At 38.1% G+C, this 24,090-nt stretch carries 22 protein-coding genes; 7 read left to right on the plus strand and 15 right to left on the minus strand.

All coding sequences use genetic code 11. The annotated features are described in order from the left end of the window. Positions 1-68 precede the first annotated feature (68 nt). Positions 69-1,397, minus strand: a complete 1,329-nt coding sequence (locus ABD917_RS02290) for a dihydroorotase (protein WP_345118469.1) — start codon at positions 1,395-1,397, stop codon at positions 69-71. A 65-nt stretch (positions 1,398-1,462) separates the two neighbouring features. On the opposite strand from ABD917_RS02290, the gene ygfZ reads away from it, so the two are divergent. Next, positions 1,463-2,329 carry a CAF17-like 4Fe-4S cluster assembly/insertion protein YgfZ gene (gene ygfZ, locus ABD917_RS02295; protein ID WP_345118471.1) on the plus strand — a complete coding sequence of 289 codons (867 nt, stop codon included), beginning with the start codon at positions 1,463-1,465 and terminating at the stop codon, positions 2,327-2,329. Continuing rightward, entirely contained in the window at positions 2,329-2,946 is a 618-nt protein-coding gene (locus tag ABD917_RS02300) for a YfbR-like 5'-deoxynucleotidase (protein WP_345118472.1), read from the plus strand. The genes ygfZ and ABD917_RS02300 overlap by 1 nt, the downstream gene beginning before the upstream one ends. A gap of 1,197 nt (positions 2,947-4,143) precedes the next feature. Here the strand turns inward: ABD917_RS02300 and panB are convergent. From panB to rpoZ, 11 genes are all read right to left on the minus strand, one after another. Further along, the gene (gene panB, locus ABD917_RS02305) at positions 4,144-4,962 is read right to left on the minus strand and encodes a 3-methyl-2-oxobutanoate hydroxymethyltransferase (RefSeq protein ID WP_345118473.1); all 819 of its coding nucleotides are present in this window, start codon (positions 4,960-4,962) and stop codon (positions 4,144-4,146) included. After that, a complete protein-coding gene (gene panC / locus ABD917_RS02310) occupies positions 4,959-5,825 on the minus strand; it encodes a pantoate--beta-alanine ligase (protein WP_345118474.1) in 867 nt (288 codons plus the stop codon). The genes panB and panC overlap by 4 nt, the downstream gene beginning before the upstream one ends. A gap of 21 nt (positions 5,826-5,846) precedes the next feature. Then, positions 5,847-6,593 carry a DNA repair protein RecO gene (gene recO / locus ABD917_RS02315; RefSeq protein ID WP_345118475.1) on the minus strand — a complete coding sequence of 249 codons (747 nt, stop codon included), beginning with the start codon at positions 6,591-6,593 and terminating at the stop codon, positions 5,847-5,849. A 1-nt stretch (position 6,594) separates the two neighbouring features. Continuing rightward, positions 6,595-7,500 (minus strand): GTPase Era, encoded by a 906-nt coding sequence (gene era, locus ABD917_RS02320; RefSeq protein WP_345118476.1) that lies wholly within the window; start codon positions 7,498-7,500, stop codon positions 6,595-6,597. After that, complete coding sequence (gene rnc, locus ABD917_RS02325; protein ID WP_345118477.1) at positions 7,493-8,200, minus strand: ribonuclease III; 708 nt, start codon at positions 8,198-8,200, stop codon at positions 7,493-7,495. The genes era and rnc overlap by 8 nt, the downstream gene beginning before the upstream one ends. Then, on the minus strand, positions 8,181-8,993 hold the full coding sequence (gene lepB / locus ABD917_RS02330) for a signal peptidase I (protein WP_345118478.1): 813 nt from the start codon (positions 8,991-8,993) through the stop codon (positions 8,181-8,183). The genes rnc and lepB overlap by 20 nt, the downstream gene beginning before the upstream one ends. A gap of 81 nt (positions 8,994-9,074) precedes the next feature. Beyond that, complete coding sequence (gene acpS / locus ABD917_RS02335) at positions 9,075-9,476, minus strand: holo-ACP synthase (RefSeq protein ID WP_345118479.1); 402 nt, start codon at positions 9,474-9,476, stop codon at positions 9,075-9,077. Further along, positions 9,473-10,075 carry a DUF2062 domain-containing protein gene (locus ABD917_RS02340; protein ID WP_345118480.1) on the minus strand — a complete coding sequence of 201 codons (603 nt, stop codon included), beginning with the start codon at positions 10,073-10,075 and terminating at the stop codon, positions 9,473-9,475. Before ABD917_RS02340 ends, acpS begins: the two co-directional genes overlap by 4 nt. A 94-nt stretch (positions 10,076-10,169) precedes the next feature. Next, positions 10,170-10,748, minus strand: coding sequence for an orotate phosphoribosyltransferase (gene pyrE / locus ABD917_RS02345; RefSeq protein ID WP_345118632.1), 579 nt, complete (start codon positions 10,746-10,748; stop codon positions 10,170-10,172). Between the two features lie 17 nt (positions 10,749-10,765). After that, on the minus strand, positions 10,766-12,991 hold the full coding sequence (locus tag ABD917_RS02350; RefSeq protein ID WP_345118482.1) for a RelA/SpoT family protein: 2,226 nt from the start codon (positions 12,989-12,991) through the stop codon (positions 10,766-10,768). 127 nt (positions 12,992-13,118) lie between these two features. Next, entirely contained in the window at positions 13,119-13,517 is a 399-nt protein-coding gene (rpoZ, locus tag ABD917_RS02355) for a DNA-directed RNA polymerase subunit omega (protein ID WP_345118483.1), read from the minus strand. Positions 13,518-14,108: 591 nt separating this feature from the next. On the opposite strand from rpoZ, the gene ABD917_RS02360 reads away from it, so the two are divergent. Then, on the plus strand, positions 14,109-14,777 hold the full coding sequence (locus ABD917_RS02360) for a uracil-DNA glycosylase (RefSeq protein WP_345118484.1): 669 nt from the start codon (positions 14,109-14,111) through the stop codon (positions 14,775-14,777). A gap of 43 nt (positions 14,778-14,820) precedes the next feature. On the opposite strand, the gene smpB is transcribed toward ABD917_RS02360, so the two are convergent. After that, positions 14,821-15,297, minus strand: a complete 477-nt coding sequence (gene smpB, locus ABD917_RS02365; RefSeq protein WP_345118486.1) for an SsrA-binding protein SmpB — start codon at positions 15,295-15,297, stop codon at positions 14,821-14,823. Positions 15,298-15,304: 7 nt separating this feature from the next. After that, entirely contained in the window at positions 15,305-16,189 is an 885-nt protein-coding gene (gene dapA / locus ABD917_RS02370; protein WP_345118488.1) for a 4-hydroxy-tetrahydrodipicolinate synthase, read from the minus strand. Positions 16,190-16,437: 248 nt separating this feature from the next. Between dapA and ABD917_RS02375 the strand changes: the two genes are divergently transcribed. Next, complete coding sequence (locus tag ABD917_RS02375) at positions 16,438-18,543, plus strand: lytic transglycosylase domain-containing protein (protein WP_345118489.1); 2,106 nt, start codon at positions 16,438-16,440, stop codon at positions 18,541-18,543. 114 nt (positions 18,544-18,657) lie between these two features. On the opposite strand, the gene tolA is transcribed toward ABD917_RS02375, so the two are convergent. Beyond that, a complete protein-coding gene (gene tolA / locus ABD917_RS02380) occupies positions 18,658-19,440 on the minus strand; it encodes a cell envelope integrity protein TolA (RefSeq protein ID WP_345118633.1) in 783 nt (260 codons plus the stop codon). A gap of 248 nt (positions 19,441-19,688) precedes the next feature. On the opposite strand from tolA, the gene ABD917_RS02385 reads away from it, so the two are divergent. The 3 genes from ABD917_RS02385 (at position 19,689) to ABD917_RS02395 (ending at position 24,089) form a co-directional block, all read left to right on the plus strand. Beyond that, a complete protein-coding gene (locus ABD917_RS02385) occupies positions 19,689-21,860 on the plus strand; it encodes a TonB-dependent hemoglobin/transferrin/lactoferrin family receptor (RefSeq protein ID WP_345118490.1) in 2,172 nt (723 codons plus the stop codon). A 263-nt stretch (positions 21,861-22,123) separates the two neighbouring features. Next, complete coding sequence (locus tag ABD917_RS02390) at positions 22,124-23,170, plus strand: hemin-degrading factor (protein WP_345118492.1); 1,047 nt, start codon at positions 22,124-22,126, stop codon at positions 23,168-23,170. A 16-nt stretch (positions 23,171-23,186) separates the two neighbouring features. Continuing rightward, positions 23,187-24,089: a heme/hemin ABC transporter substrate-binding protein gene (locus tag ABD917_RS02395; RefSeq protein ID WP_345118494.1), complete on the plus strand. Its 903-nt coding sequence runs from the start codon at positions 23,187-23,189 to the stop codon at positions 24,087-24,089. Position 24,090: the final 1 nt, after the last annotated feature.

Below are 24,090 nucleotides of genomic sequence, written 5' to 3' on the forward strand. Positions count from 1 at the left end.
ATAAATCACCATAAAAACCCTTTATGTAAATGAAATTATTTCATAGAATAACCACCAATTTTATTTTGTCACACCAAAGTTTCTACAAATTTAACAGGTTCGCCTTGTGAAGGTGTAACAATTTCCCCTTCCCACATAACACGCATACCACGAATAATGGTTCCAACAGGCCAGCCTTTAACCTTTTTACCATCATAGGGCGTCCAACCTGCACGTGAACCAATCAATGCATTGGTAATCATTTCTTCCCTTTTCAAGTCAACAATGGTTAAGTCAGCGTCATATCCAACAGCAATGCGTCCTTTACAACTTATACCAAAAATGCGGCTAGGACCATGCGAGGTGAGATCAACAAAACGTTCAAGAGATATCTTTCCTGCATTGACATGTGTTAGCATTATTGCTGCTGTTGTTTGCACACCTGTCATGCCTGAAGGGGAAGCAGGGTAAGGCTGTTGTTTTTCTTCAATGGTATGAGGAGCATGATCAGAACCTAACACATCAACGATACCTTGCTGAACACCATACCAAAGAGCTTCACAGTGGCGACTCTCACGGATCGGTGGATTCATTTGAATTAATGTACCAAAGCGCTGATAATCATGGGCCGTTAACGTCAAATGATGCTGCGTAACCTCAATTGTTGCTACATCCTTATGTTTTTTTAGAAAATCAATTTCTTCGGCAGTAGAAAGATGTAAAATATGAATTCTGGCCTTCGTTTCGTGTGCGATTTTTACCAAACGTTGTGTACATTTTAATGCTGCAATCTCATCCCGCCAAATCGGATGCGATGATGCATCTCCTTCAATACGCAATATTTTACGTTCTCTAAGCCTTTCCTCATCTTCAGAATGAAACGCCGCACGACGACGTGTATTTTCCAAAATAAAACGTACACTTTCATCATCATCTACTAATAGATCACCTGTAGAAGAACCCATGAACACTTTAATTCCAGCAGCACCAGGCAACCTTTCTAACTCAGAGAGTGCATGTGCATTTTCACGCGTTCCACCAACCCAAAATGCAAAATCACAATGCATTCGGTGAAATCCACGTTTTACTTTATCAGACAATGCTTCTTCCGATGTCGTTAATGGATTGGTATTAGGCATTTCAAATACTGATGTAACCCCCCCTAACACCGCAGAATAGGAACCACTTTCTAAATCTTCCTTATGTTCATTGCCCGGCTCGCGAAAATGAACTTGACTATCAATAATCCCCGGCAAAATATGTAACTCTGTACAATCAATAACTTCTCCAGCAGATGCACATGTAAGATCACCAATTTCAGCAATACGACCATTTGTAATACCGATATCACGCTTACCACTTCCATCATGATTCACAACTGTTGCGCCTTTTAAAATTGTATCAAATGTTTTAAACATAGCCGTGCTCCTCTTACATATCTTTCTTTATCGATTATGTAACTTTGGCTAGAAAGGCAAGAACCATGATTGAAAAACAAAATGCCATGCTCTTAAAAAACCGCAAGATTATTAAAGTTACAGGTGAAGAAGCAACAGATTTTCTGCAGGTTCTTATCACAACAGATGTAACAAAAATCGGCCAACAAGAAATTTTTCCTGGAGCTCTTTTATCCCCACAAGGAAAAATTATTGCTGATTTTCTTATCGGAAAAAGAGAAGACGGTTATCTAATTGATATTATTGCACCTTTAGCTGATATTCTCTATAAACGGCTGCTTCTCTATAAACTGCATAAAAAAGTAGGAATTACACAGCCATTACAAGAACTTGTAACAGTTTCTTGGAATAATGAATCAAATAGTTTAAATTTTGATTCAAGTTTTATTGATAAACGCTTTCCTAAAAAAGAAAAAATGATACGCTCCTATGGACCAACAGCTTTTTTGATTTCAGAATATCATGATTATTGGAATCAATTGCGTGTTCGTTATGCAATTGCGGAAAGCGATAAAGATTATGAAATAGGAAAAGTCTTTCCGCATGATATTAATTATGATCAAATTAATGGACTCTCCTTCAACAAGGGGTGTTATATTGGACAAGAAATTGTTTCGCGAATGCACCATCGTCGCACAATACGCCGTCGCATTTTAGTTGTAAAAAGCCAACATAAATTAACTCCAGGTTCCAGCATTAAAGCAGGAAGCAAAGTACTGGGTTATTTGGGAACATGTGCGGCAAACGAAGCTCTCCTTTTAACACGTATTGACCATGTTAAAGAAGCTATAGATAATAGTATTCCCTTTACAGTAAACGATATTTCCGTCACCATAAACATTCCTGAGAATATGAATTTTACCTTCTCTGAAGACACTGTGGAAACACACTAATGGCTAAAGCTGAATTATCAAAAAATGGAGAAGCACGCGCTTGGCAAAGAATGCTTTCTGGCCGGCGACTTGATCTCCTCAATCCTTCTCCTTTTGATATTGAAATCGAAGATATTGCTCATGGGCTTGCCCGAGTTGCGCGTTGGAACGGACAAACGCAAGGCAACCATTCCTACTCTGTTGCACAGCATTCACTGTTAGTAGAACAAATATTTCAAAAACTTTGTCCTCAATCGCGCAACACTGAACGTCTGTATGCTCTTTTACATGATGCACCAGAATATGTTATTGGTGATATTATTTCGCCCTTCAAAGCTGTCATTGGAAAACAATATGAGATCATCGAAAAACGCATACAAGATGCTATACACATGCGTTTTTCTCTCCCTATTAATCCTTCTCAAAAGCTCTTAAAAAAAATTAAACAAGCTGACCGTATTGCTGCATTCCACGAAGCTACTACGCTTGCTGGATTTAATACAGAAGAAGCCCTTCGCTATTTTGGTTCCCCAGACAATATTTTGGGCGATGATCTCGATTTACAACCCAATTCCACACAACAAATTGAAAACGCCTTTTTAAGACGTTTTAATGACCTTGATACTCAGAAGTCATGATCATTCTCTTTGCATCATTCATCTTCTAATTCTAATCGTTTTTATTAAAAGATAATGAGGTTACTGCCTCTTTCACTGAATATCTTTTTGAATGCAATCACTAGAGAAAGAAAGTTTCTCATCCCCTATTCTTCTTATAGATATTTGATAATTCTTGTCTCTTAATAAAAAAGTCGCTTAAAATCAAAAAAATAGATATTCTTTCATTAAAGTTTTTTTATAATAGACTACCTACAAGTAATTTAAAAAAACTGTGTTTTTATGAATCAACTATATGTAAATCATTGCCCAAATTGAACATAAATCAGCAATATATAAAAACGAGCATTTATGATCAAAAATAAATAACATATTGATTTATAATCATAAATAATTATTTGTCATATTCAACAATAACTTCAAAGACAGTAAGATTTTCTTGTCTTAAACCCTCTTATATTAAATCAATGTAAATCACTTGCTGTATATCACAAGCAGAATTAATGTATGAATCACAACACTTAAAAAAGGAATAAAAATACCTCTTATTAATATTCTCAAATGCGAGGGTTATCGCAACATTAAAGACTGACTTTCTTATAGGTATAAAGATGGTAGTTCACCATAGAATCATCGTTATACTATTTATAGGCTATGCTCGTGAAATGGATTTAAAAACATTGAACGATATTGCTTTATAACAAGCGCATAAATATACTACACAATGACGCTCTATATTGCGTGAGGAATGTCCCCATGAAAAAGCAATAACAAAAGTACAAATCAATGCGTAATCTCATTATTGAAAAGATATTGTCATGGGTACTTTTGAAGATCATAAAGATGGACTCTGATTTTTACCTTTATACCTTCATATTCTTCCCCAATTAAGCGGTCCTCCCTGTTTTAAAATTTACCCAAACAGGTATGCATAATATTCATACTCCAATCTAATATACAAAAAATTGGAACCGCTTATAGAGCTCTTATTCGCCTTATCTTCTATCTCAAATATGTGGGAGTGCTAGATCTCTAGATGTCGACTTACAAACGATAACCTCATAAAGCTATCAATAGAGCAAATATGGGTTGGATAGATGTATGAGCTTCTATCAATCCTCTGTAAAACAATAAATATTCTTTGGCTTTGTGTTTGCATACCTTCACAGGCATTTGATAATAGACTCCCTTGTTATAGTTTTCATGTTAAATGGAATTTTATTTCGGTTTATAAACTTCTTTATCCGCTGGAAAAGCACGAGATGTAACATCTTCTGCATAATTCTTGATTGCGGTTTCCATTGCTTGTTCAAGAGCACCATAACGACGTACAAATTTTGGTACATAATTACAATAGCCCAACATATCTTCCATAACTAATATCTGTCCATCACATTGATTAGATGCACCAATACCAATCGTTGGAATAGAAAGTTTTTCTGTAAGCTCTACTGCTAAAGGCTCGACAACTCCTTCCAAAACAACAGCAAAAGCACCAGCCTCCTCAATTGCAACTCCATCATCTTTAATCCTTTGCCAATCACTCTCGTTGCGCCCTTGTGTCTTAAAACCACCAAAACGATTCACAGCCTGTGGAGTAAGCCCGATATGTCCCATCACTGGGATACCGCGTTTACATAAAAAATCAATTGTCTCCGCTATATAAACACCACCTTCAAGCTTCACTGCCCCACATCCGGTTTGGGCAAGAATACACGATGCATTCAAAAAAGCTTGTTCTGGACTTTTTTCATAAGAACCAAAAGGCATATCAACAACAACAAGAGCCTTTTGAGAGCCACGCATAACTGCCTGCCCATGCAAAATCATCATATCTAAACTAACAGGAAGTGTTGTTTCAAACCCATAAACAACCATACCAACGCTATCACCGACCAAAAGAAAATCGCAATAAGGATCAGCAATCCGTGCGCTATAAGCCTGATAAGCCGTTAGCGAAACAATTGGCTGTTGCCCTTTTCTTGAGCGTATCTCAGCAGAAGTTATACGTTTCATGGTTTTATTATGTATACTCATTTGTCCGCCTTCTCTTGCAATATATATTGATCAATAAGCCTCACAGCACCAAAGCGAACAGTGAGGAGCAAAACTGCAGGTTTTTCTAGTTTTCCTTTGACAACACATAATGTTTCCATATCCCGAAAATCTACGGATTCAATTATTGCGCGCGATTCTTGTTGTAAAATATCGTGAACAATTTTGCATAATTTGTTAACTGATCGTTCTCCTTGGCGATAAAGCTGTTCAGCAGCTTTACCACTTTCAGGAATAATCCTCGCTGCTTTGCGATCTTCTAATGTTAAAAGTTGATTACGTGAGGAACGTGCTACACCATCTGCTTCACGTAAAATAGGAATACCAATAATTTCAATAGGAAAAGCTAAATCTTCAACCATACGTCGAATAATCAAAATTTGTTGAAAATCCTTTTCTCCAAAAAAAGCCTTATCTGGCTGAACAATGTTAAAAAGCTTAGCAACAACGCTGGTGACCCCACAAAAATGCCCTGGACGTAATCTCCCAATTAATATACGTGATAGTTTTTCTACCTTTACAATTGTATCATTTCCCATTGGCCACATTTCATCCGTAGAAGGTGCAAAAACATAATCAACACCCGCTTTTTGCAACAAAGCACAATCACCCTGCAAATCTCTTGGATATTGATCAAAATCTTCATGAGGACCAAATTGTTTCGGATTAACAAAAATAGAAACTACATTTCGATCACACATTGCTCTTGCCTTCTCTACTAATGCAAGATGACCTTCATGTAGTGCTCCCATAGTGGGAACCAAACCAATTGAAGAGCCTAAACGTCGTTCTTTAGCGATATATTGACGCATTTCAGTAATTGTTTTTAAGATTTGCATCTTCATATTCTCTTCACATTTACTCAATTAATAAATGAATGCTTGGGTACGAAACCGCCGTTCAAACAACTGTATCAAATTTATACGCACCGATGGCTGTTTTACAGCTCGTGGTTCCCAAACATGACGCATTAAAAAAAAGCCCGTTAAAATAAAACCATTTATTATATCACTAAAATTCACCGGACGAGTCGTTCTTTGTACAAGAAATTGGGGGAGAATAAGAAGTTTTTCTTTCCAAGGGTATCCTGCTTTCTCACAAACAGCTCGTCCTGATTTTGGTGATACATAACAGAGTTTTTCTAGGCTCCCTGTCGCTGCACAACGAGATAAATCAAGACCAAAGCCTAATTCCTCAAGAAGCCGCATTTCAAAACGTACCAGCAATTCCGCAATAACAGATGATTCCTCAAAATTTTGCATAAAAAGATGTAACAGATCATATAAGCTTGGATGTGGATCACGTTCAGGAAGAAGACGCAAATGAAACGCCATCAACTGTAAAGCATAGAGTGCTTCTGGTAGAACTATTAACCGTGCCGCATGTAAATTAAGCGCTTCAAGCCGAAAAAGTCCCAAATGCTCATCTAAACGTGCCCACCATTCAGCCTCAACAAAATTCCCTGGTTGAAGAACAGCTGCCATACGACGCGAACGCCCACCTTTCACCACTCCCATATAACGGCCATGCTGACGTGTCATAATCTCAAGAATAACACTTGTTTCACCATATTGGCGTGTGCCAAGAATAATGGCTTGCTCTTTCCATTTCATTTTATTTCAGAAAATCCAATCCCATTTCACGGTAACGTTCTGGATCGCTATCCCAATTATCACGTACTTTCACAAAGAGAAAAAGGTGAACTTTTTGATCCATGATTTCCATTAATTCCTTACGGGCTGCTTGACCAATTGCTTTAATTGTATCGCCTTTTGCTCCTAAAACAATTTTTTTCTGGCTATCACGCTCTACATAAATAATTTGATTAATTTTAACTGAACCATCTGAACGTTCCTCCCAGTTTTCTGTTTCAACTGTTGAAGAATATGGGAGTTCGTCGTGAAGACGAAGAAAAAGCTTTTCACGCGTAATTTCAGCAGCAAGATGGCGCATGGGCATATCCGAAATTTGATCCTCTGGATAATACCATGGCCCCTCCTGCATCATATTACTCAACGCATGAAGCAAATCCTTACAACCAGAACCATTGAGAGCAGAAATCATAAAAGTTTGCAAAAACTTAACACGCTCATTAATTTTGGCAGTTAATGCTAAAAGGGTTTCTTTAGCAACTGTATCAATTTTATTAAGGACGAGGATTTTATCCTGTTTAATATCTTTGATATGATCTAACATTGTATAAACATCATCTGAAAGACCATTTTGAACATCAATTAAAACTAACAGAACATCAGCACTCTTAACACTTCCCCAAGCAGTAGACACCATCGCGCGCTCTAACCGCTTGTGAGGACGAAAAACACCCGGTGTGTCCACCAACACAATTTGCGTATTATCATGAATGACAATACCACGGATTAAAGTTCGTGTTGTTTGTACTTTATGCGTTACAATTGAAACCTTTGTACCGACCAACTGATTCACTAATGTCGATTTTCCAGCATTAGGCATCCCAATAAGTACAACAAAACCAGAACACGTTTTTATAACGTCATCCATGATCACTTTTTCCTATTGTTTTCCATACACCTTCGCGTCGTAAAATCTTCTCAGCTGCCATTCTTTCGGCATATCTCTTAGAACTGCCATGCCCAATCTCTGGAGCAAAACCTGCAACGCTCACTTCTACCATAAAAACAGGATCATGATCTGGTCCCGAACGCTTTATAATTTGATAATGTGGTTGTACATTACCCTGCATATGAGCCCATTCCTGTAATTCTGTCTTGGCGTCACGTCGACCAGCATCCATCTGTTTTGCTCGGCTTTGCCAATATCTTTGAATAAAAGGGCGAACATTTTCTAATCCTCCATCTAGATACATCACAGCAATCAAAGCTTCTACTACATCAGCATGCATATTGATAAGTCGACGCCCTTCGAAGTTTCTCATCTCGAAACCCACATGGATCATATCAGGCAACCCCATTTCTCGCGCAATGTCAGCACATGTGTGTGCATTCACTAAACCGTTTAGACGTACCGATAATTCTCCCTCACTTGCTTGCGGGAAACATTGATACAGCATCTCTGCAACCAAAAGCCCCAGAACCCGATCACCTAGAAATTCTAGTCGTTCATAATTCTCCTGTTCCAAATCTTGAACACTAGAATGTGTTAATGCTGTTTTTAATCTCTCTTCATCTCTAAAGCGATGCCCCGTCAGCTTCTCAAGCCGATCAATCACTGGACGCTTCATTATTGTTTCCTTGCTGTACAAGCGGCAAACCATGAACTTTATTGATCAAAGAAAATAAACGACTCCAGCGTATATCGAATGGCCAACGCCAAATCTGCCAAGCACTTGATCCATTGCTGATAGAGAAAAAAATCACACTTGCTCGACCAATAAGATTCTCTTCTGGCACATAGCCGACATCCAAACGACTATCGTCGGAATTGTCTCGGTTATCACCCATCATAAAATAATAGCCTTGTGGCACTTCAAAGACTTTCGTGTCATCAACTTTTGGAATAAAAGCTAAATCAAGTGTATCGTAGCTTACACCGTTCGATAGTGTTTCGCGATAAACGTCAACAGGGTAATTCATCTCTGTTATATCAGAATTATCAATCTTCCCCATAAAATGACGTGGAACAGCCTCATCATTAATATAAAGAACACCTTGACGCACCTGTATACGATCACCTGGTAGCCCAACAACACGTTTTATATAATCAATGCTCGGATCACTCGGTAAACGAAAAACGACAACATCTCCACGCTGAGGCTGAGATGCCCAAATACGCCCCGAAAAAAGAGGAGGCGAAAAAGGTATAGAAAAATGAGAATACCCATAGGCATATTTAGAAACAAACAGATAATCTCCCACAAGCAACGTAGGACGCATGGAGCCGGAAGGAATACTGAAAGGTTGGAAAAAAAGTGTCCGAATAAGCGCTGCTAAAAACAGAGCCTGTATCAAAACCCAAATAAATTCAAGCACCCCGCCTTTTTCTTCCTTTTTATACATTTTCTCTTTCTGGATCATTACAGATCACCTTCCCATCACAAATATAATTTATTCTCTATCATAATGTTCAAATAATAAAAGTACAATCTCTCACAATATCTATCCACGCGGAAGTGCTTCGATAATAACAAATGCCTGTGCCCAAGGAAAATCATCCGTTATACTTAGATGAATGACAGCTTCACAAGAAGGAGGTAATAATTTTTGTAATTGCATTTGCGCACGATCTGTTAGTTTCATAATCGGTTTGCCAGATGGTAAATTAACCACTCCCATATCTTTCCACCCAACACCACAAGCAATTCCCGTCCCTAAAGCCTTAGCACATGCTTCTTTGGCAGCAAATCTTTTAGCGTAAGAAGAAGATCTTTTTTGAAGATTTTCAGATCTGATCTGCTCAATGTCGGTAAAAATACGTTGAACAAAACGATCACCATAGCGGATCAACATTTTCTCAATGCGTCTTATATCAACCAGATCATTTCCAAGACCAATGATCATAAAACATCACCAGACTTTTTTTTGCCAAAAACGCTCTTTCTTATAATTCTTTGGTATCGCTTTTGTTGAAAACGGGCAATTGCCCTGTAAACACCTATATAAGAGAGGCTACTAAAAATAATACCTAAAAGAGTACCACCTAAAATCATCGGTCTCATAATTGAGACCCACGCCCCCTTGAAAAGCAGAGATACATTTGACAGTGTCAAACCATCAAACAGAGCACGAATTTGCGAAAGAGAAATCTCGTCTACATTGCTAAAAAATGATAAGCAAAAATAGCCTATCTTATAATCGGCCATAACGATAAGCAAAAATGTGAGTGGATTAGAAAAAACCGTTCCAATGATTGCTGCTGCAAAATTTGCCCGCAAAACCCACGAAAAAAATATTGCTAAAACAATATGCAGACCAAAGAGAGGCGAACAAGCTAAAAAAATTCCTATAGAAAATCCCAAGGCAACTTTATGCGGCGTTGCTGATATACGCAAAATACGTTTACGTATATAGCTAAATGAGCGAGAAAATGAACGACGTGGCCATAACCAAAGTCGAATACGCTTTATAAAATCTATTGGTTCTCGACGACGAAAAAGCATATAACTCTCAATATATATCCTATGACAATAAAATAATTTGTACAATTCAAACGGATTTCTCCCAGTTTTTGCCTATAAAACAATAGAAAGACAATTAAATGTTTCGACTTCCTGGTTTGATCGCTGGGAGTGCGGCAAGTTCAGCAGGAAGCGCATCACTAGCATAAGAAGCTATCTCATATTCAGCAAGTGCAATCAAGGGAACTCCAACATCAACCTTACCACCCGAACGATCAAGAATACACGCACTCGACAATACATCTGCTCCTGCTGCAACCAAAGCCTCAACCGTCTCACGAATAGAAAGACCTGTTGTTACAATATCTTCAACGATCACAACCCGTGCTCCCTTCTTGATTTCAAAACGACGCAACTCAAATACACCATTGACACGCTCTACCCATAGAGAAGGAACACCAAGGTGACGTGAAGTCTCATAGGAGGGAATAAGACCACCAATTGCAGGACCAACCACATAATCTATATGATCCTCGATAGTTTCTCTGATTTTTTCGGCCAACCCACGACATAATTTCTCCGTCAAATCGGCATGCATAAATACTTTTGCTTTCTGCATATAAATAGCACTGTGACGGCCTGAAGTTAAAATAAAATGTCCTTCCAAAATAGCATCTGCTTGTTTAAAAATAGTAATCACATCTTGTGTATTCATCATAAAATCTCTCTTTTTCATCCATGAACCCGCCGTACTGCACTCACCGAACCAGCCTCTTTTAACTGAGAAAAAATACGATTCAAATGTTTTAAATCCCAAACTTCCAGATCCATCATAATTTCTGTGAAATCTGGTGCGGTATGAATAAGAGATAAATTTTGAATGTTAGCATCATTCGCAGAGATCACTTGGGTAATTTCAGCTAAAGAACCAGGGCTATTAACAGCTAAAATATTAATCCGAGCTGGAAAACGTTCACTCATTTGAGCATCAATATCCCAACGAACATCAATCCATCGTTCCGGCTGATCATCATAGGCCATCAAAGCCGAAGACTGTATCGGATAAATGACAATCCCCGACCCTGGTTGCATTATACCAACAATCCGATCTCCCGGAACTGCTCCTTCAGGAGAAAATCGCACGGGAATATCACCACGGGTTCCCCGAATAGGTAATGCCTTAGATTGACGATTCCCTGCAGTTGCATCCTTTTCACTTTCCGGAACTTTAAAAATCATACCTTGAGCATTTTCAATGTTAAACCAACCTTCTTCCCCAGGCTTAAAAGATGATTTTTGTACAACACGGTGATCTTGATAATCAGGATAAACTGCTTTAATCACATCCGCTGAGGGCAACTCACCACGTCCAACAGCCGCCAATACGTCTTCCACATCTTTACGTGCCAAACGTGGCAAAACTTGCTTAAGAACATCTTTTGAAAATTGTTTTCCCGTATACTCAAATGAACGCTCAAGTATACGATATCCTAAACCTGAATATTGTTTACGTACTGCCGCACGCGTTGCACGGCGAATAGCTGAGCGCGCTTTACCTGTTACGACAAGAAACTCCCATGCTGCTGGCGGAATTTGAGCTTGTGAACGTATAATATCAACTTCATCACCATTTTTTAATTTTGTCATTAAAGGCATAATACGACCATTGATTTTTACTCCAACACAAGAATCACCAATATCAGTATGAACTGCGTAAGCAAAATCAATAGGGGTAGCACCTTTTGGAAAGGCAATTAGCCGACCTTTTGGAGTAAAACAAAAAACTTGATCTTGAAAAAGCTCAAGCTTGGTATGTTCTAAAAATTCTTCTGGATTATCACCATCTGACAAAGATTGTATCGTTTGACGTAACCAAGCATAGGCATTGGTTTCATTTGATAACTTCGCAGTCGAATAATTGGAACCATGATCTTTATAAATGGAATGCGCAGCAACGCCATATTCGGCAATTTCATCCATAGCAGCCGTTCTAATCTGGAGTTCAACACGTTGTCTTGAGGGGCCTACAATTGTGGTATGAATAGAACGATAATCATTCTGCTTTGGTATAGAAATATAATCTTTAAAACGGCCTGGGACCATCGGCCATGTCGTATGGATAACACCAAGAGCACGATAACAATCATTCACTGTGTCAACAATAACACGGAATCCAAAAATATCAGATAATTGTTCAAAAGATAATGCCTTGCTTTCCATTTTACGAAAAACAGAGTAAGATTTCTTCTGACGACTTTTAACATCTGCTTTAATGCCATTCTCGAAAAAAAGTTTTGCTAGTTCATTTTCAATCCGAGAAAGTAAATCACGATTGTGCTTTGATAATTCAGAAAGTCGGTTAGTAATCGTACGATAACCTTCTGGATTCAAATAATAGAAAGAAAGATCTTCTAACTCTTCGCGCATGTCCTGCATCCCCATACGGCCTGCAAGAGGCGCATAAATATCCATCGTTTCCTCAGCAATACGCCGCCGCTTATCATCACGCATAACACCAAGGGTACGCATATTATGAAGACGATCAGCAAGTTTAACTAAAAGAACACGAACATCATCAGAAATAGCTATGAGAAGTTTACGCAAATTCTCTGCCTGTACAGCTTTCTTCGATACAAGATCAAGCTTATTAAGTTTTGTGAGCCCTTCAACTAACTTACCAATTTCGGCCCCAAAAAGTTGATCAATTTCTGCTCGTGTAGCACTTGTATCTTCAATAGTATCATGCAAAAGAGCAACAGCAATTGTTGCTTCATCCAAACGCATATCCGTTAAAATAGCAGCAACTTCTAAAGGATGAGAAAAATAGAGATCACCCGAAGCACGTTTCTGATGACCATGCTTTCGCATTGCATAATCATAGGCCCTCTTTAATAGAGACTCATCTACGTCAGACTTGTAACGTTTAACACGCCCAACAAGCTCACACTGACGCATCATACGAGTATATCCTTTATATCTTCACAATTTAATCCTTGTTGAATATGAATATTTCATTAATAAAAGAAGAAAAATAACCACTACCGCATGACACAAGTATATTTACTCTCGTAACAAACCGCCGCAATTAATAATCGTCACTCTTCTCCGGAACGACTAAACCTTCAATGCCCGCTAAAAGCTCTTCTTCCGACATATGATCAAATGCCCCACCCTCTTCTTCCATTGAGGCTCCAAAAATATTTTCAGCTTCACTCGAATGTGTAATAAATTCACTGGCCATTTCTGGCTCATCCACTTCCACATGCTTTTGCAACGAATGAATAAGATCTTCTTTCAAATCGGCAGGAGATAATGTTTCTTCCGCTATTTCACGTAAAGCAACCACTGGATTCTTATCATTATCACGATCCACAGTGATCTGAGCCCCCTGTGAAATCTGACGCGCCCGATGCCCAGCTAAAAGCACAAGCTCAAAGCGATTATCGACTTTATCAACACAATCCTCTACCGTTACGCGGGCCATTTATGCTTCTTTCTTAAATATTAAAAAACTTCATAATAAGGATAGAATATATACAATAAACAAAATAAAACACAAGAAAAACAATACAAGCTTTCATATTTTTTGCTCAAAGAGCTCATTTGAAACTTCTTGAAAACTTTTAAAAAGGTATAACCTCTCTCCGTCTACTATTATTACCGTTTAAAATGAGAGGCTAAAAAGAGTGCTGGTTTTAAACAAAAACTATACTTATTTTCTCACACGATTCGTTCCTTTGGAAAATACATCTTTTAAAATTATACTCATTATTCAAATGATTAAAAATCTTTTGCTATAATGGTAATTTTAGATACACATTATCCATGCTAATGTAATTATTTTAAAATAGAAACTTTTATCCCATAAGACGTCACATTCATCTCTCTTATTCACCAAGTAAACCACTAAAGTAATTAGCACTTTTTGAAAACTAAAAAGCGATATTTTGTGTTAAAGTTTGTTATTAAATAACGCATTTGTATTCATTAGGGTTGTTCACAAAGATATGATTCGTCATATAGCTTGATAAACCAACTCAAAAGAATTTTTATAAAAGATAATGCATACTATCTCATGAATTGCCAATCAACATCGCTTTGCCCAGAACCGCCGCAAAATTGTAATTTATGTCCACGCTTGCATAAATTTATCTCGGACTGGCGCATTAAAGAACCAAGCTGGCATAATGCACCGGTGCGCCCTTTCTTTCCCTATAAAGGTGCTGCCACAACACGCCTTCTCATTGTTGGTCTTGCTCCTGGATTACGGGGAGCAAATCGAACTGGACGCCCGTTTACTGGTGATTATGCTGGACATTTGCTTTATTCCACTCTGAAAAAGTTTGGTTTTGCCCAAGGAAACTTCGAAGAAAGGGCCGATGATAGTCTTGAATTGATTGACGCAGCAATTGTTAATTCAGTTCGCTGCGTTCCGCCAGAAAATAAACCCACTGGAGAAGAAATTAACACTTGCCGATATTTCTTTTCGCCTCTTTTAACAAATCTTCCCAAGCTTAAAGCTGTTATTACCCTTGGTACCATCGCACACCATTCAACACTTCGTGCTCTTAATGCGAGAATTTTAGCGCACCCCTTTGGACATGGAAAAATAAACAACATTGGTAGATTACGCATCTTTTCAAGCTATCATTGTTCACGCTATAACACCAACACTGGTCGCTTAACAGATGCTATGTTCCATCAGATTTTCCAAGCAGCAAGGACATATCTGGATCAATGCTAAAATCTCTTTCATCGTGCTATAATAAAAGTATACAACAAATCTGTTACCCATAGCTTTTTAAAAGTCTTGCTTTTTCACGTCCCCAATCCCGTTTTTTCTCTGTCTCGCGTTTATCGTGAAGCTTTTTTCCACGTGCCAGAGCAATTTCTAATTTAGCACGTCCTTTTTCATTAAAATAGAGTTTGAGAGGAACAAGTGTCATTCCTTCACGAGAAGTTGCATTAAAAAAACGTGCCATTTCACGTCTTGAAATTAATAACTTACGCAAACGACGTGGTTCATGATTAAAGCGATTAGCTTGCGTATATTCAGGAATATAGCTATTCACTAACCATAATTCTCCATTTTCAAAGCTCGCATAACTTTCAGCAATATTGGCATGATTAGAACGCAAAGACTTCACTTCAGCTCCCTGTAATACCAAACCAGCCTCAATATTATCAAGAATTTCATAATGAAAACGAGCTTTACGATTGTCTGCAATTATTTTTCGTACTGGGGCGTTCTTTTTTTTGTTCATGGCTACACTATTCTCTAAGCAGACCTGCATGATGCAAAGCTGCATCAATAATCTTCTTTGTGGTATCCGCTAATGGAACAATCGGTGAACGAACAGCACTCCCACAAATCCCTAATTTTGTAGCAGCATATTTAATCCCTGCAGGACTTGGTTCAATAAAGACTGCACGATTGAGAGGCATAAGACGATCATTTAATTCACGTGCTGCCTCATAATCACCACGTAAACAAGCAGCCTGAAGCTCTGCACACAGCTTTGGAGCAACATTAGAGGAAACCGAAATACACCCTATACCTCCATGTGCATTAAAACCTAATGCTGTACAATCATCACCAGAAAGCTGTATAAAGTCTTTACCACATTTTTCACGTTGTTCACTCACACGCTCAATTTTGCTCGTCGCATCTTTAACGCCAATGATATTTTTAAAGTTTTGACATAGATCTCTCATCGTTTCCACACTCATATCAATAGCAGAACGACTGGGAATATTATAAATTATAATAGGTATAGAAATAGCCTTCGCAATGGAAGAAAAATGCGTATACAAACCAACCTGGTTAGGCCGGTTATAATAAGGAGTGACAACCAAAACAGCATCTGCACCCGCTTTCTGTGCATGTTGCGCAAGCTCTACAGCTTCACTGGTGCTGTTTGATCCTGCTCCTGCAACAACAGGAACACGCTTAGCAACCTGTTCAACACATAATTCTATGACCCTTTTGTGCTCTTCATGACTTAAAGTCGGCGATTCACCGGTTGTTCCAACAGGACTTACACCGTTAATACCTTGTGCAATCTGCCACTCAACAAAATTGCAAAATACCTCCTCATCAATCACACCTTTATCATCAAACGGTGTAATAAGCGCAGTTATGGCTCCCTTGAGCATGATAAACTCCCTCTAATGTTCTTTTTATTTTATAAAAATGGCCTTTATAAATTACCCCATGATAGAACATAATCTCGCTCTGTTATTGAAGCAAGATGAATTTCACAATAGCTCTCACAAGGTTTAATATATATTTCCTCAATTCCGGTACCTCTTTAAAAGATCAGCCTATGTTAACTCGTTTTTCACGCTTCTCTTCTAAAAAATTCGAGTGTTTTTCAAAAACAAGGTTTCAAGGCTTTTTCTTTATGTATGCGTTTTTCGCCCTCTTTTTTCGACAAACTTTTACTGTACTTATACTGGCAACAATAGCTTCATTTTCAAGTGCATGGGCACATTCAGCTCTTTTGCATGGAAAAGCGCCAATTCCTTTGGTACGCCCCACCCCTCTTGTTATAAAAAAAGAAACTCAAAAATCTCTTAGACAATTGCACACGCTACCCTACAATTTTTCTGCATCCAATAATAATTCTACTCTTCAACAACTTAAAGCTGGCTTAGATGCACTTTTAAACAACAATATTGCAAAAACAATCAATCTTCGTAATTCACTGGTAAAGAATAGCCTTGATCGTCATATTTTGACATGGGCAATCGCTATATCAGGACAAGCCAATATACCAAGTTTTGAAATATTTAATGCAATCAAAGAGCTAAAAGAATGGCCGGGTATAGACATTATGCAACGTAATGCTGAACGTGCTTTTATCAATGAAAAAAATTTTACACAGGCTATTCTCCAAAAATTTGCGCATCATCCTCCTCTAACAGCACAAGGTATGGCTCTTTTTACTAAAGTACTTATTACAACTGGACAAACCACTCGTGCTCAACAAATTATTTCACCATGGTGGCATAACACAAAGCTAAATGCAAAAGAAGAAGAGCTCATTCTTAAAAATGCAAGTGCTGTGCTAAAACCTATTGATCATCTAAAACGCATGCAATTTATGCTTTATGATCATCGCTTTGATTCAGCAGAGCGTGCTGCAAAATTAGCTCGTGCTCAATCTCTTTTTAATGCTTTTGTGGCCGTTGAAAAAAATGACCCTAGAGCCACGCAAAAATTACGTGCTGTCGATAAAATATGGCAAAAAGATCCTCTCTTACAATTTGCTCAAATTCGCTATCTTCGGCGAACTGGACAATATAATGCAGCTGCAACGCTCATGCTAAAAACATCCAATAATGCATTAAAACTGATGAACGCTCACGCATTGTGGAAAGAGCAACGCGCCCTTTCTCGAGAAATGCTTGATTTAAACAAGCCTAAAATTGCTTATCAACTCGTTACTATGCATCATGGTATGACATCTTTATTGGCGGTGGATGCTGAATTTCATGCTGGATGGTATGCACTACGGTTTCTGCATGATCCTAAATTGGCAATGCATCATTTTTCACGTATTCCCCAATTATCTTCTGTGCCTCTTTCAGTATCCCGTGGATATTATTGGATGGGGCGAACAGCAGAAACTCTAGGTGAACATAAAAATGCCCAGAATTATTTTCACCGTGCCGCCCATTTTAGTACAACCTATTATGGACAATTAGCAGCTGTAAAGCTTAACCAAAAAAAACTTGAAATTTCTTTTCCCAAGCCAACAGCAACTGAACGACAACGTTTTCATGCACGAGAAGTAATTAAAGCAATTAAACGCCTAGAAGAAGCTGGCTATGCGAATTTAACTCAATTCTTTTATAAAGAACTTGGTAAAAAAATAGACAGTCCTGGAGAGTTAGCTCTTCTAGCTGTGATGGCAGAAAAAAATGGCGACTATTATACCAGCCTCAAAATCGGGAAAACTGCTGTTTATCACGGGAAAAATGTTGGTGCACTTTCCCATCCTATAGGTGCAATACCAACCTCTGTCAATGTTTCTGGCGCTAAACAGGCGCTTGTTTATGCCATTGCACGTCAAGAAAGTGAATTTAATCCAACAGCTATATCAAAAGCAGGCGCACAAGGTATACTCCAATTGCTGCCAACTACAGCAAAAACACTTGCAAAAAAATATTCCATTATATGGTCACCCAAAAAATTGAGTAGTGATGCCAGTTATAACGCTACATTAGGTGCCTATTTTTTAAGCGAACAATTGGAACGTTTTAATGGATCCTATATACTCACTCTTATTGGTTACAATGCAGGCTCCCGCCGTGTTGATGAATGGATAAAACGTTATGGTGATCCTCGAGGACAATCTCTTGATAAAGTCATCGACTGGATTGAACGCATTCCCTACACAGAAACACGTAATTATGTAATGCGTGTCATGGAAAATTACGGGGTTTACAAAGCTAGACTGACGGGAAAAACAGATATAAAAGCCGATCTTCTTTCTGGGAGATAGAGATAACACCCCATTCTCTCAAAAGTTGTTTATTTCAGCTTTTAAAACCTATAGATTATAACATTGTAGAAATTATAAATGTTATGAAGAGAATTAACTAGTTTCCCTATAAAATTAGTTGAATATCAATGACACTCTTATAATTTTGTTCACTTTTGATGGAGGGGGAGGCGGAAAAGAGCCTACACGTTGAAGCGCCGCTATGGCTAATCGATCAAGTTCCAGATCACCGGCAGAAGCTACAACACGACTAGAAAAAACACTTCCCTGTTCATGTACCCTAAATTCTAATGTTACTGTCCCTTTTGTACGACTGATACGCTGTCCTACAACATAACTTTTTTGCTTTTCTAATTGTGCCTGTACCTTTGTCAACCACTCTCTTAACAACGCATCTGCACGTGCTGCTGTATCACCACCCTGAGCAGCGACAGACGAGCGTACAGACTTTATTACAGTGGGCTGCTTTAGCATAGCCTTTTGTGGTACTGCTTTTTTATCATGCACTTTATGCTCATCTTTTTGAGGGAAAGGGTCTTCTAAAGATTTCAGAACGTTAAAATCATCCTTTTCTACAGTATATTGAAGATCTTCAGATTGAACCTCATCCACTGCTTCTGATATTTCTGAATCCTGCTCTGAAAAATCAAGTGGCAACACTTCTGGTTCTGTGCTAACATTCGATAGATCAGTGTCTATATCTGGGGAATCCGTGTCAACATCTGAATAAAGAGGCTCCTGAACAAAAGTCAGCATGATCGGGGATGAGAGCATACCATTTCCCACACCAGTATCAGAGAAATAAAACTGTGCTCCCAATGCCATATGCAAAGAAACGGCGCAAATAAACCCACCAATCCAAAGAGCTAATAACCGCCTCGTATTTACAAAAATCATCGTTTCTTCCGCTGCTATTTTAAACCTAATACTAGGTGCTATCTTCATTAAAACAGGCTCTTTTAAAATTGCAACTTTTTTCTTGACTGCTTTTGTCATGTTTAATATGATTTTGCCGTGGTTTTTTGCTGGAGTCAAATCACTTTTTTGCTTGACTGGCTAATTTGTTGTCGGTGAGTCAAGCATTTTTGTATGTCAAATTTTCAAACTAGGGAGGGGTTCGTTCTAAGAAAAGGTTATAATGTGTTATGCGAATAAGACGAAAAAATATCCATAAGAACTGCATAATTTTAAGTGCGTTATCGGTCTGTATACCTTCATTTGTTTTTGCGCAGAACAGTAACACGGATGCTGTGACTGAGCTTAAGCCGATTGTTATTAAAGGGAAAAAAGATGATACAGGTTCAGTAAATATTCTGACCAATCGGATAACCGCTAAGGATATTAGTGAAAAACAAATAAATGATGTTCATGATGTTAGTCGTCTTGATTCGTCTATAACTTACAACACAAGTAAGAGCAGTTTTGTGCTTCGTGGTTTGGATGCGCAGCGTGTGCTTACTACAATGGATGGTATTGTTCTTCCATGGCTTGATGATATATTGCGTGGGAATAGTGGAAATACAACGTTTGACTTTAGTGCCCTTTCTACATTTGATATCATTCAAGGATCAGATTCTAGTCTTTATGGATCTGGTGCTTTGGGAGGGATTGTTGCTTTGCGTACCCTTAATCCTGAAGACCTTATCACTGGAGAAAAAAAATGGGGTAGCCTTATAAAAGGTAGTTATCATTCTGTTGATAATAGTTGGCGCGTGAATCAAGCTTTTGCTGTGCGTAATTACCAAACATTCTTGCTTTTCCAAGGTTCTTATACAGAAGGCCATGAACGCAAAAATATGGGGACCGTAGGGGGCTATGATGAACGCACCCGTAAAAACCCCGCTCGTTTTGATCAAAATAATTTACTTTTTAAAGTTCATCAATACTTCAATGATAACCACAGACTTGGTTTTACAGCAGAACGTTTTCATTATGATAAAAACACGCATTTATTAAATATAGGTTCAAGGTACGTTCCAGGTTCTGCTTATGAAAAAGACAATAAACGTCGTGAACGTCTTTCTTTCTCTTATAATTACAATGGCGAGGGAGATGCATTTTTTGATGCATTTCTTGGGCAAGTTTATTGGCTAAAACAATCAAATAATGATATTACAACTGGTGTTCGTCTTAGAGCTCCAAAAGGGGATTTTTTGAGGGATAATCTTGTCAATAATAGCAATTATGGTTTGAATTCTTATGGTTATAAACGCGTGAATATTGGTACTGTAAGCCACAGGTTAAAGTTTGCCGCAGATGCTTCGTCATCTAAGTGGCATCATTATTTGCTAGGAAAAGATAATTGTCATTTAAAAGAAAATGAACGGGGATGTCTCTTTGTTCCTTCTAATCGGTCAGATTCGCCAGATACGCATAGCTATAACTTTGGTTTAGCTTTTGAAAATGAAATTGGGTTGGCAGATAGTCGTTTCCGTGTAACGCCTGGAGTTCGTTACGATTGGTATAAATATACCCCTCAAAAAACTTCTTCTTATGAGAAAGCTCTCATTTCAGATCCTTTTCCTCCTGAACGGAATGGTTCGCGCTTTTCTCCTAAGTTGCGCGTAGAATGGGATGTTCGTGATCAAGTGACATTCTATGCTCAATGGGCACAAGCTTTCCGTGCACCACGTGTTTCAGAACTTTATGTCTCTTATATTAAACCTTCTGCTTATTATGTAAAAGGAAACCCTGATCTTAAAGCAGAAACAAGCAATGGGTATGATATCGGCATACAATATGGGAATACAAATTTTGGTGGTTCACTGAGTGGCTTTGTTAATCAATATAAAGATTTCATCGATACTATGGATATAGGTCCATCAGAAGAGTTTAGATTTATGCGTCGTCATTACATGAATCGCTCGCGCGTAAAAATTTTGGGTGCTGAAGCAAAAATGCATTTGGCTCTTTATAGTGGCTTCCGTAGCAACTTCTCTCTTTCTTATTCGCAAGGAAAAGATCTTGACACAAATGAATATCTTAACTCAATTCCGCCTTTGAAAGCAGTTATCGAGTTAGGATATGGGCAGGAAACTTGGGGAACAGATGCTACACTGACTGTAGTGGCCAAACGTGACAAAGTTTCTGGCAAATCTGATTATCAGAAAGTTCCTGGGTATGAAGTTGTTGATATATCAAGTTGGTGGAAGCCTTTTGGTGAAAAGGGACCCGTTATAAGAGCAGGTGTTTATAATCTTTTCAATAAAAAGTATTGGAATATATTAGACCTTCCCTCTGGTGATAGTGCAACACCAAAAGACTACTATAGCCAGCCTGGTCGCAATTTTAAAGTGTCGTTTGTGCAAAAATTTTAGTCGCTTCTGTTAAAACCATAAGCTCAATGGGGAATTGTAAAAGGATGAATTATTGTGTTTCTGTTCTCATTGTTCTTTAAATCACAAAAACTTGAAAGGGGAGTACTAACTCTTTTTAGTATGTTGATTTTGGTTATTTTGCTGTTGATAGTAAGGGCTTATTTGGTGATGGGTTGAACCATTCGTTGAGAATGGGCAACCCATTGCTTTTGAATCGTTAAATTTTAAAGGTTAACTCTCTAAAGTAACATTAAGGAAAGTCTATGTCATATACAGCTGAGATGATTATTCGTTTGCGTGAAGAAAAAAAAGAAATGCGAAATCGTGATTTTGCGATTTCTATTGGCATATCTGAAGCAGAACTTGTTGCTGCTTATTGTACAGTTGGAAAAGCGAAAAGGTTAAAAATTGATATTGCTACTCTCTTAGAAAATGCTCCTCAACTTGGAACAGTTATGGCGTTGACACGTAATGAATACGCTGTTCACGAAGTAACAGGATGTTTTGAAAAAATTGTTCAAAATGAGCACGTCCCTATTACACTTGGGGAGATTGATTTACGTATTTTTGCAAAACAATGGAAGTTCGGTTTCGAGTATGAGGTCATTGTTCTTGGAAAACCTACAAAGAGTTTACAATTCTTTGATCAATATGGTGTTGCTATTTTAAAACTCTATTCTAAAGATACAACGAATATGGAAGAATGGGGTAAACTTGTTGAAAAATTGCTTCATGAAGACCAATCATCTGTTCTTGGTGTCCTTCCTGCTTCTATTTCAGTCCAACGTGATACGACAACAGATTTGGATATTGAACAGTTCCAAGAACGTTGGCGGAATATGACCGATGTGCACCAACTGCATAAGATTATTTCTGAATTTAAAATTAATCGACATGATGCTGTAAAATATGCTGGTCATGAGTTTGCCAATGAATTAAGGATGGAAGCTGTTGAGATAATGCTCAAAGAAGTTGCAGAGCAAGAAATACCCATTATGTGCTTTGTTAGTAACAGAGGATGTATTCAGATTTTCACTGGACAAGTAAAAAATATTAAGCAAGTAGGACCGTGGCTTAATGTTCTGGATCATAAATTTGACCTGCATTTGCTCGTTTCCGGTATTGATAGCGTATGGTCTGTTCGCAAACCTACCAGTGATAGTTATGTCAGTTCGCTTGAAGTTTTTGATAAAAATGGTGAAATGATTGTTCAATTCTTTGGCATGCGCAAGGAAGGACAAAAAGAACGTGAGGATTGGCGCTCGTTATTAGATAGTCTGCCCTCATGTCAAGAAGCTGTGGTCGCGTAGAAAGGTAAATTCTAAGATGATTGTACTTTTTTTACGGAGATACTTTGATATTTTTTTTACTTTTATATTGCTTTTTTCTGCGCTCCTTTCTCAACAAGTTATCGCTGAACCTACAACACAGTTTTCTAAAAATGCACGAATTGTCTCTATTGGCGGTTCTCTTACAGAAATCATTTATGAATTAGGAGCGCAAAATCAACTTGTGGCTCGTGATAGTACAAGCGTTTATCCACAAGAAGCACTCAAACTTCCTGTTCTTGGGTATATGCGAGCCTTATCACCTGAAGGGGTTCTCTCTCTTGCTCCAGAAGGCATATTGCTTATTGAAGGAAGTGGTCCTGCTTCAACAATCGATATTCTTAAAAAAACTTCTGTCCCTATAGTAATCGTACCAGAAAACTATTCTCGTGAAAATGTAATAGAAAAGATTCGCATTGTTGGTAAAGCCATTCATCGTGAAGAGCAAGCTGCTGCATTAATTGAAAAATTAAGCCGTGATTTTGTAGATAATGATGCACTTTTAGCAAAAGTAACAGAGCCAAAGCGTGTTCTTTTTGTTCTGTCCGTACAAAATGACAGCGTTATGGCATCTGGAACAGATACAGCTGCCGATGGTATGATAAAGCTTTCAGGTGGGATCAATGCCATCACCGATTATAAAGGATACAAGTTGCTCAATGGTGAAGCGTTATTGAAAGCAAACCCAGATGTTATTTTACTTGTAAAGCATGGTGAAAAATCCACTAACATTGAAAAAATTTTAGCTATACCAGCAGTTCAAGCAACGACCGCTGCAAAAAACCGCGCCATCGCACAGATGGATGTTATGTATCTTTTAGGATTTGGTCCGCGCACTGCAGATGCATCAAGAGAGCTTATTAATATATTTTATGGTGCAAAGAAAAATGGTAAGAGCTAAT

The organism is Bartonella pachyuromydis (genome assembly GCF_039543065.1).
GTDB lineage: Bacteria > Pseudomonadota > Alphaproteobacteria > Rhizobiales > Rhizobiaceae > Bartonella > Bartonella pachyuromydis.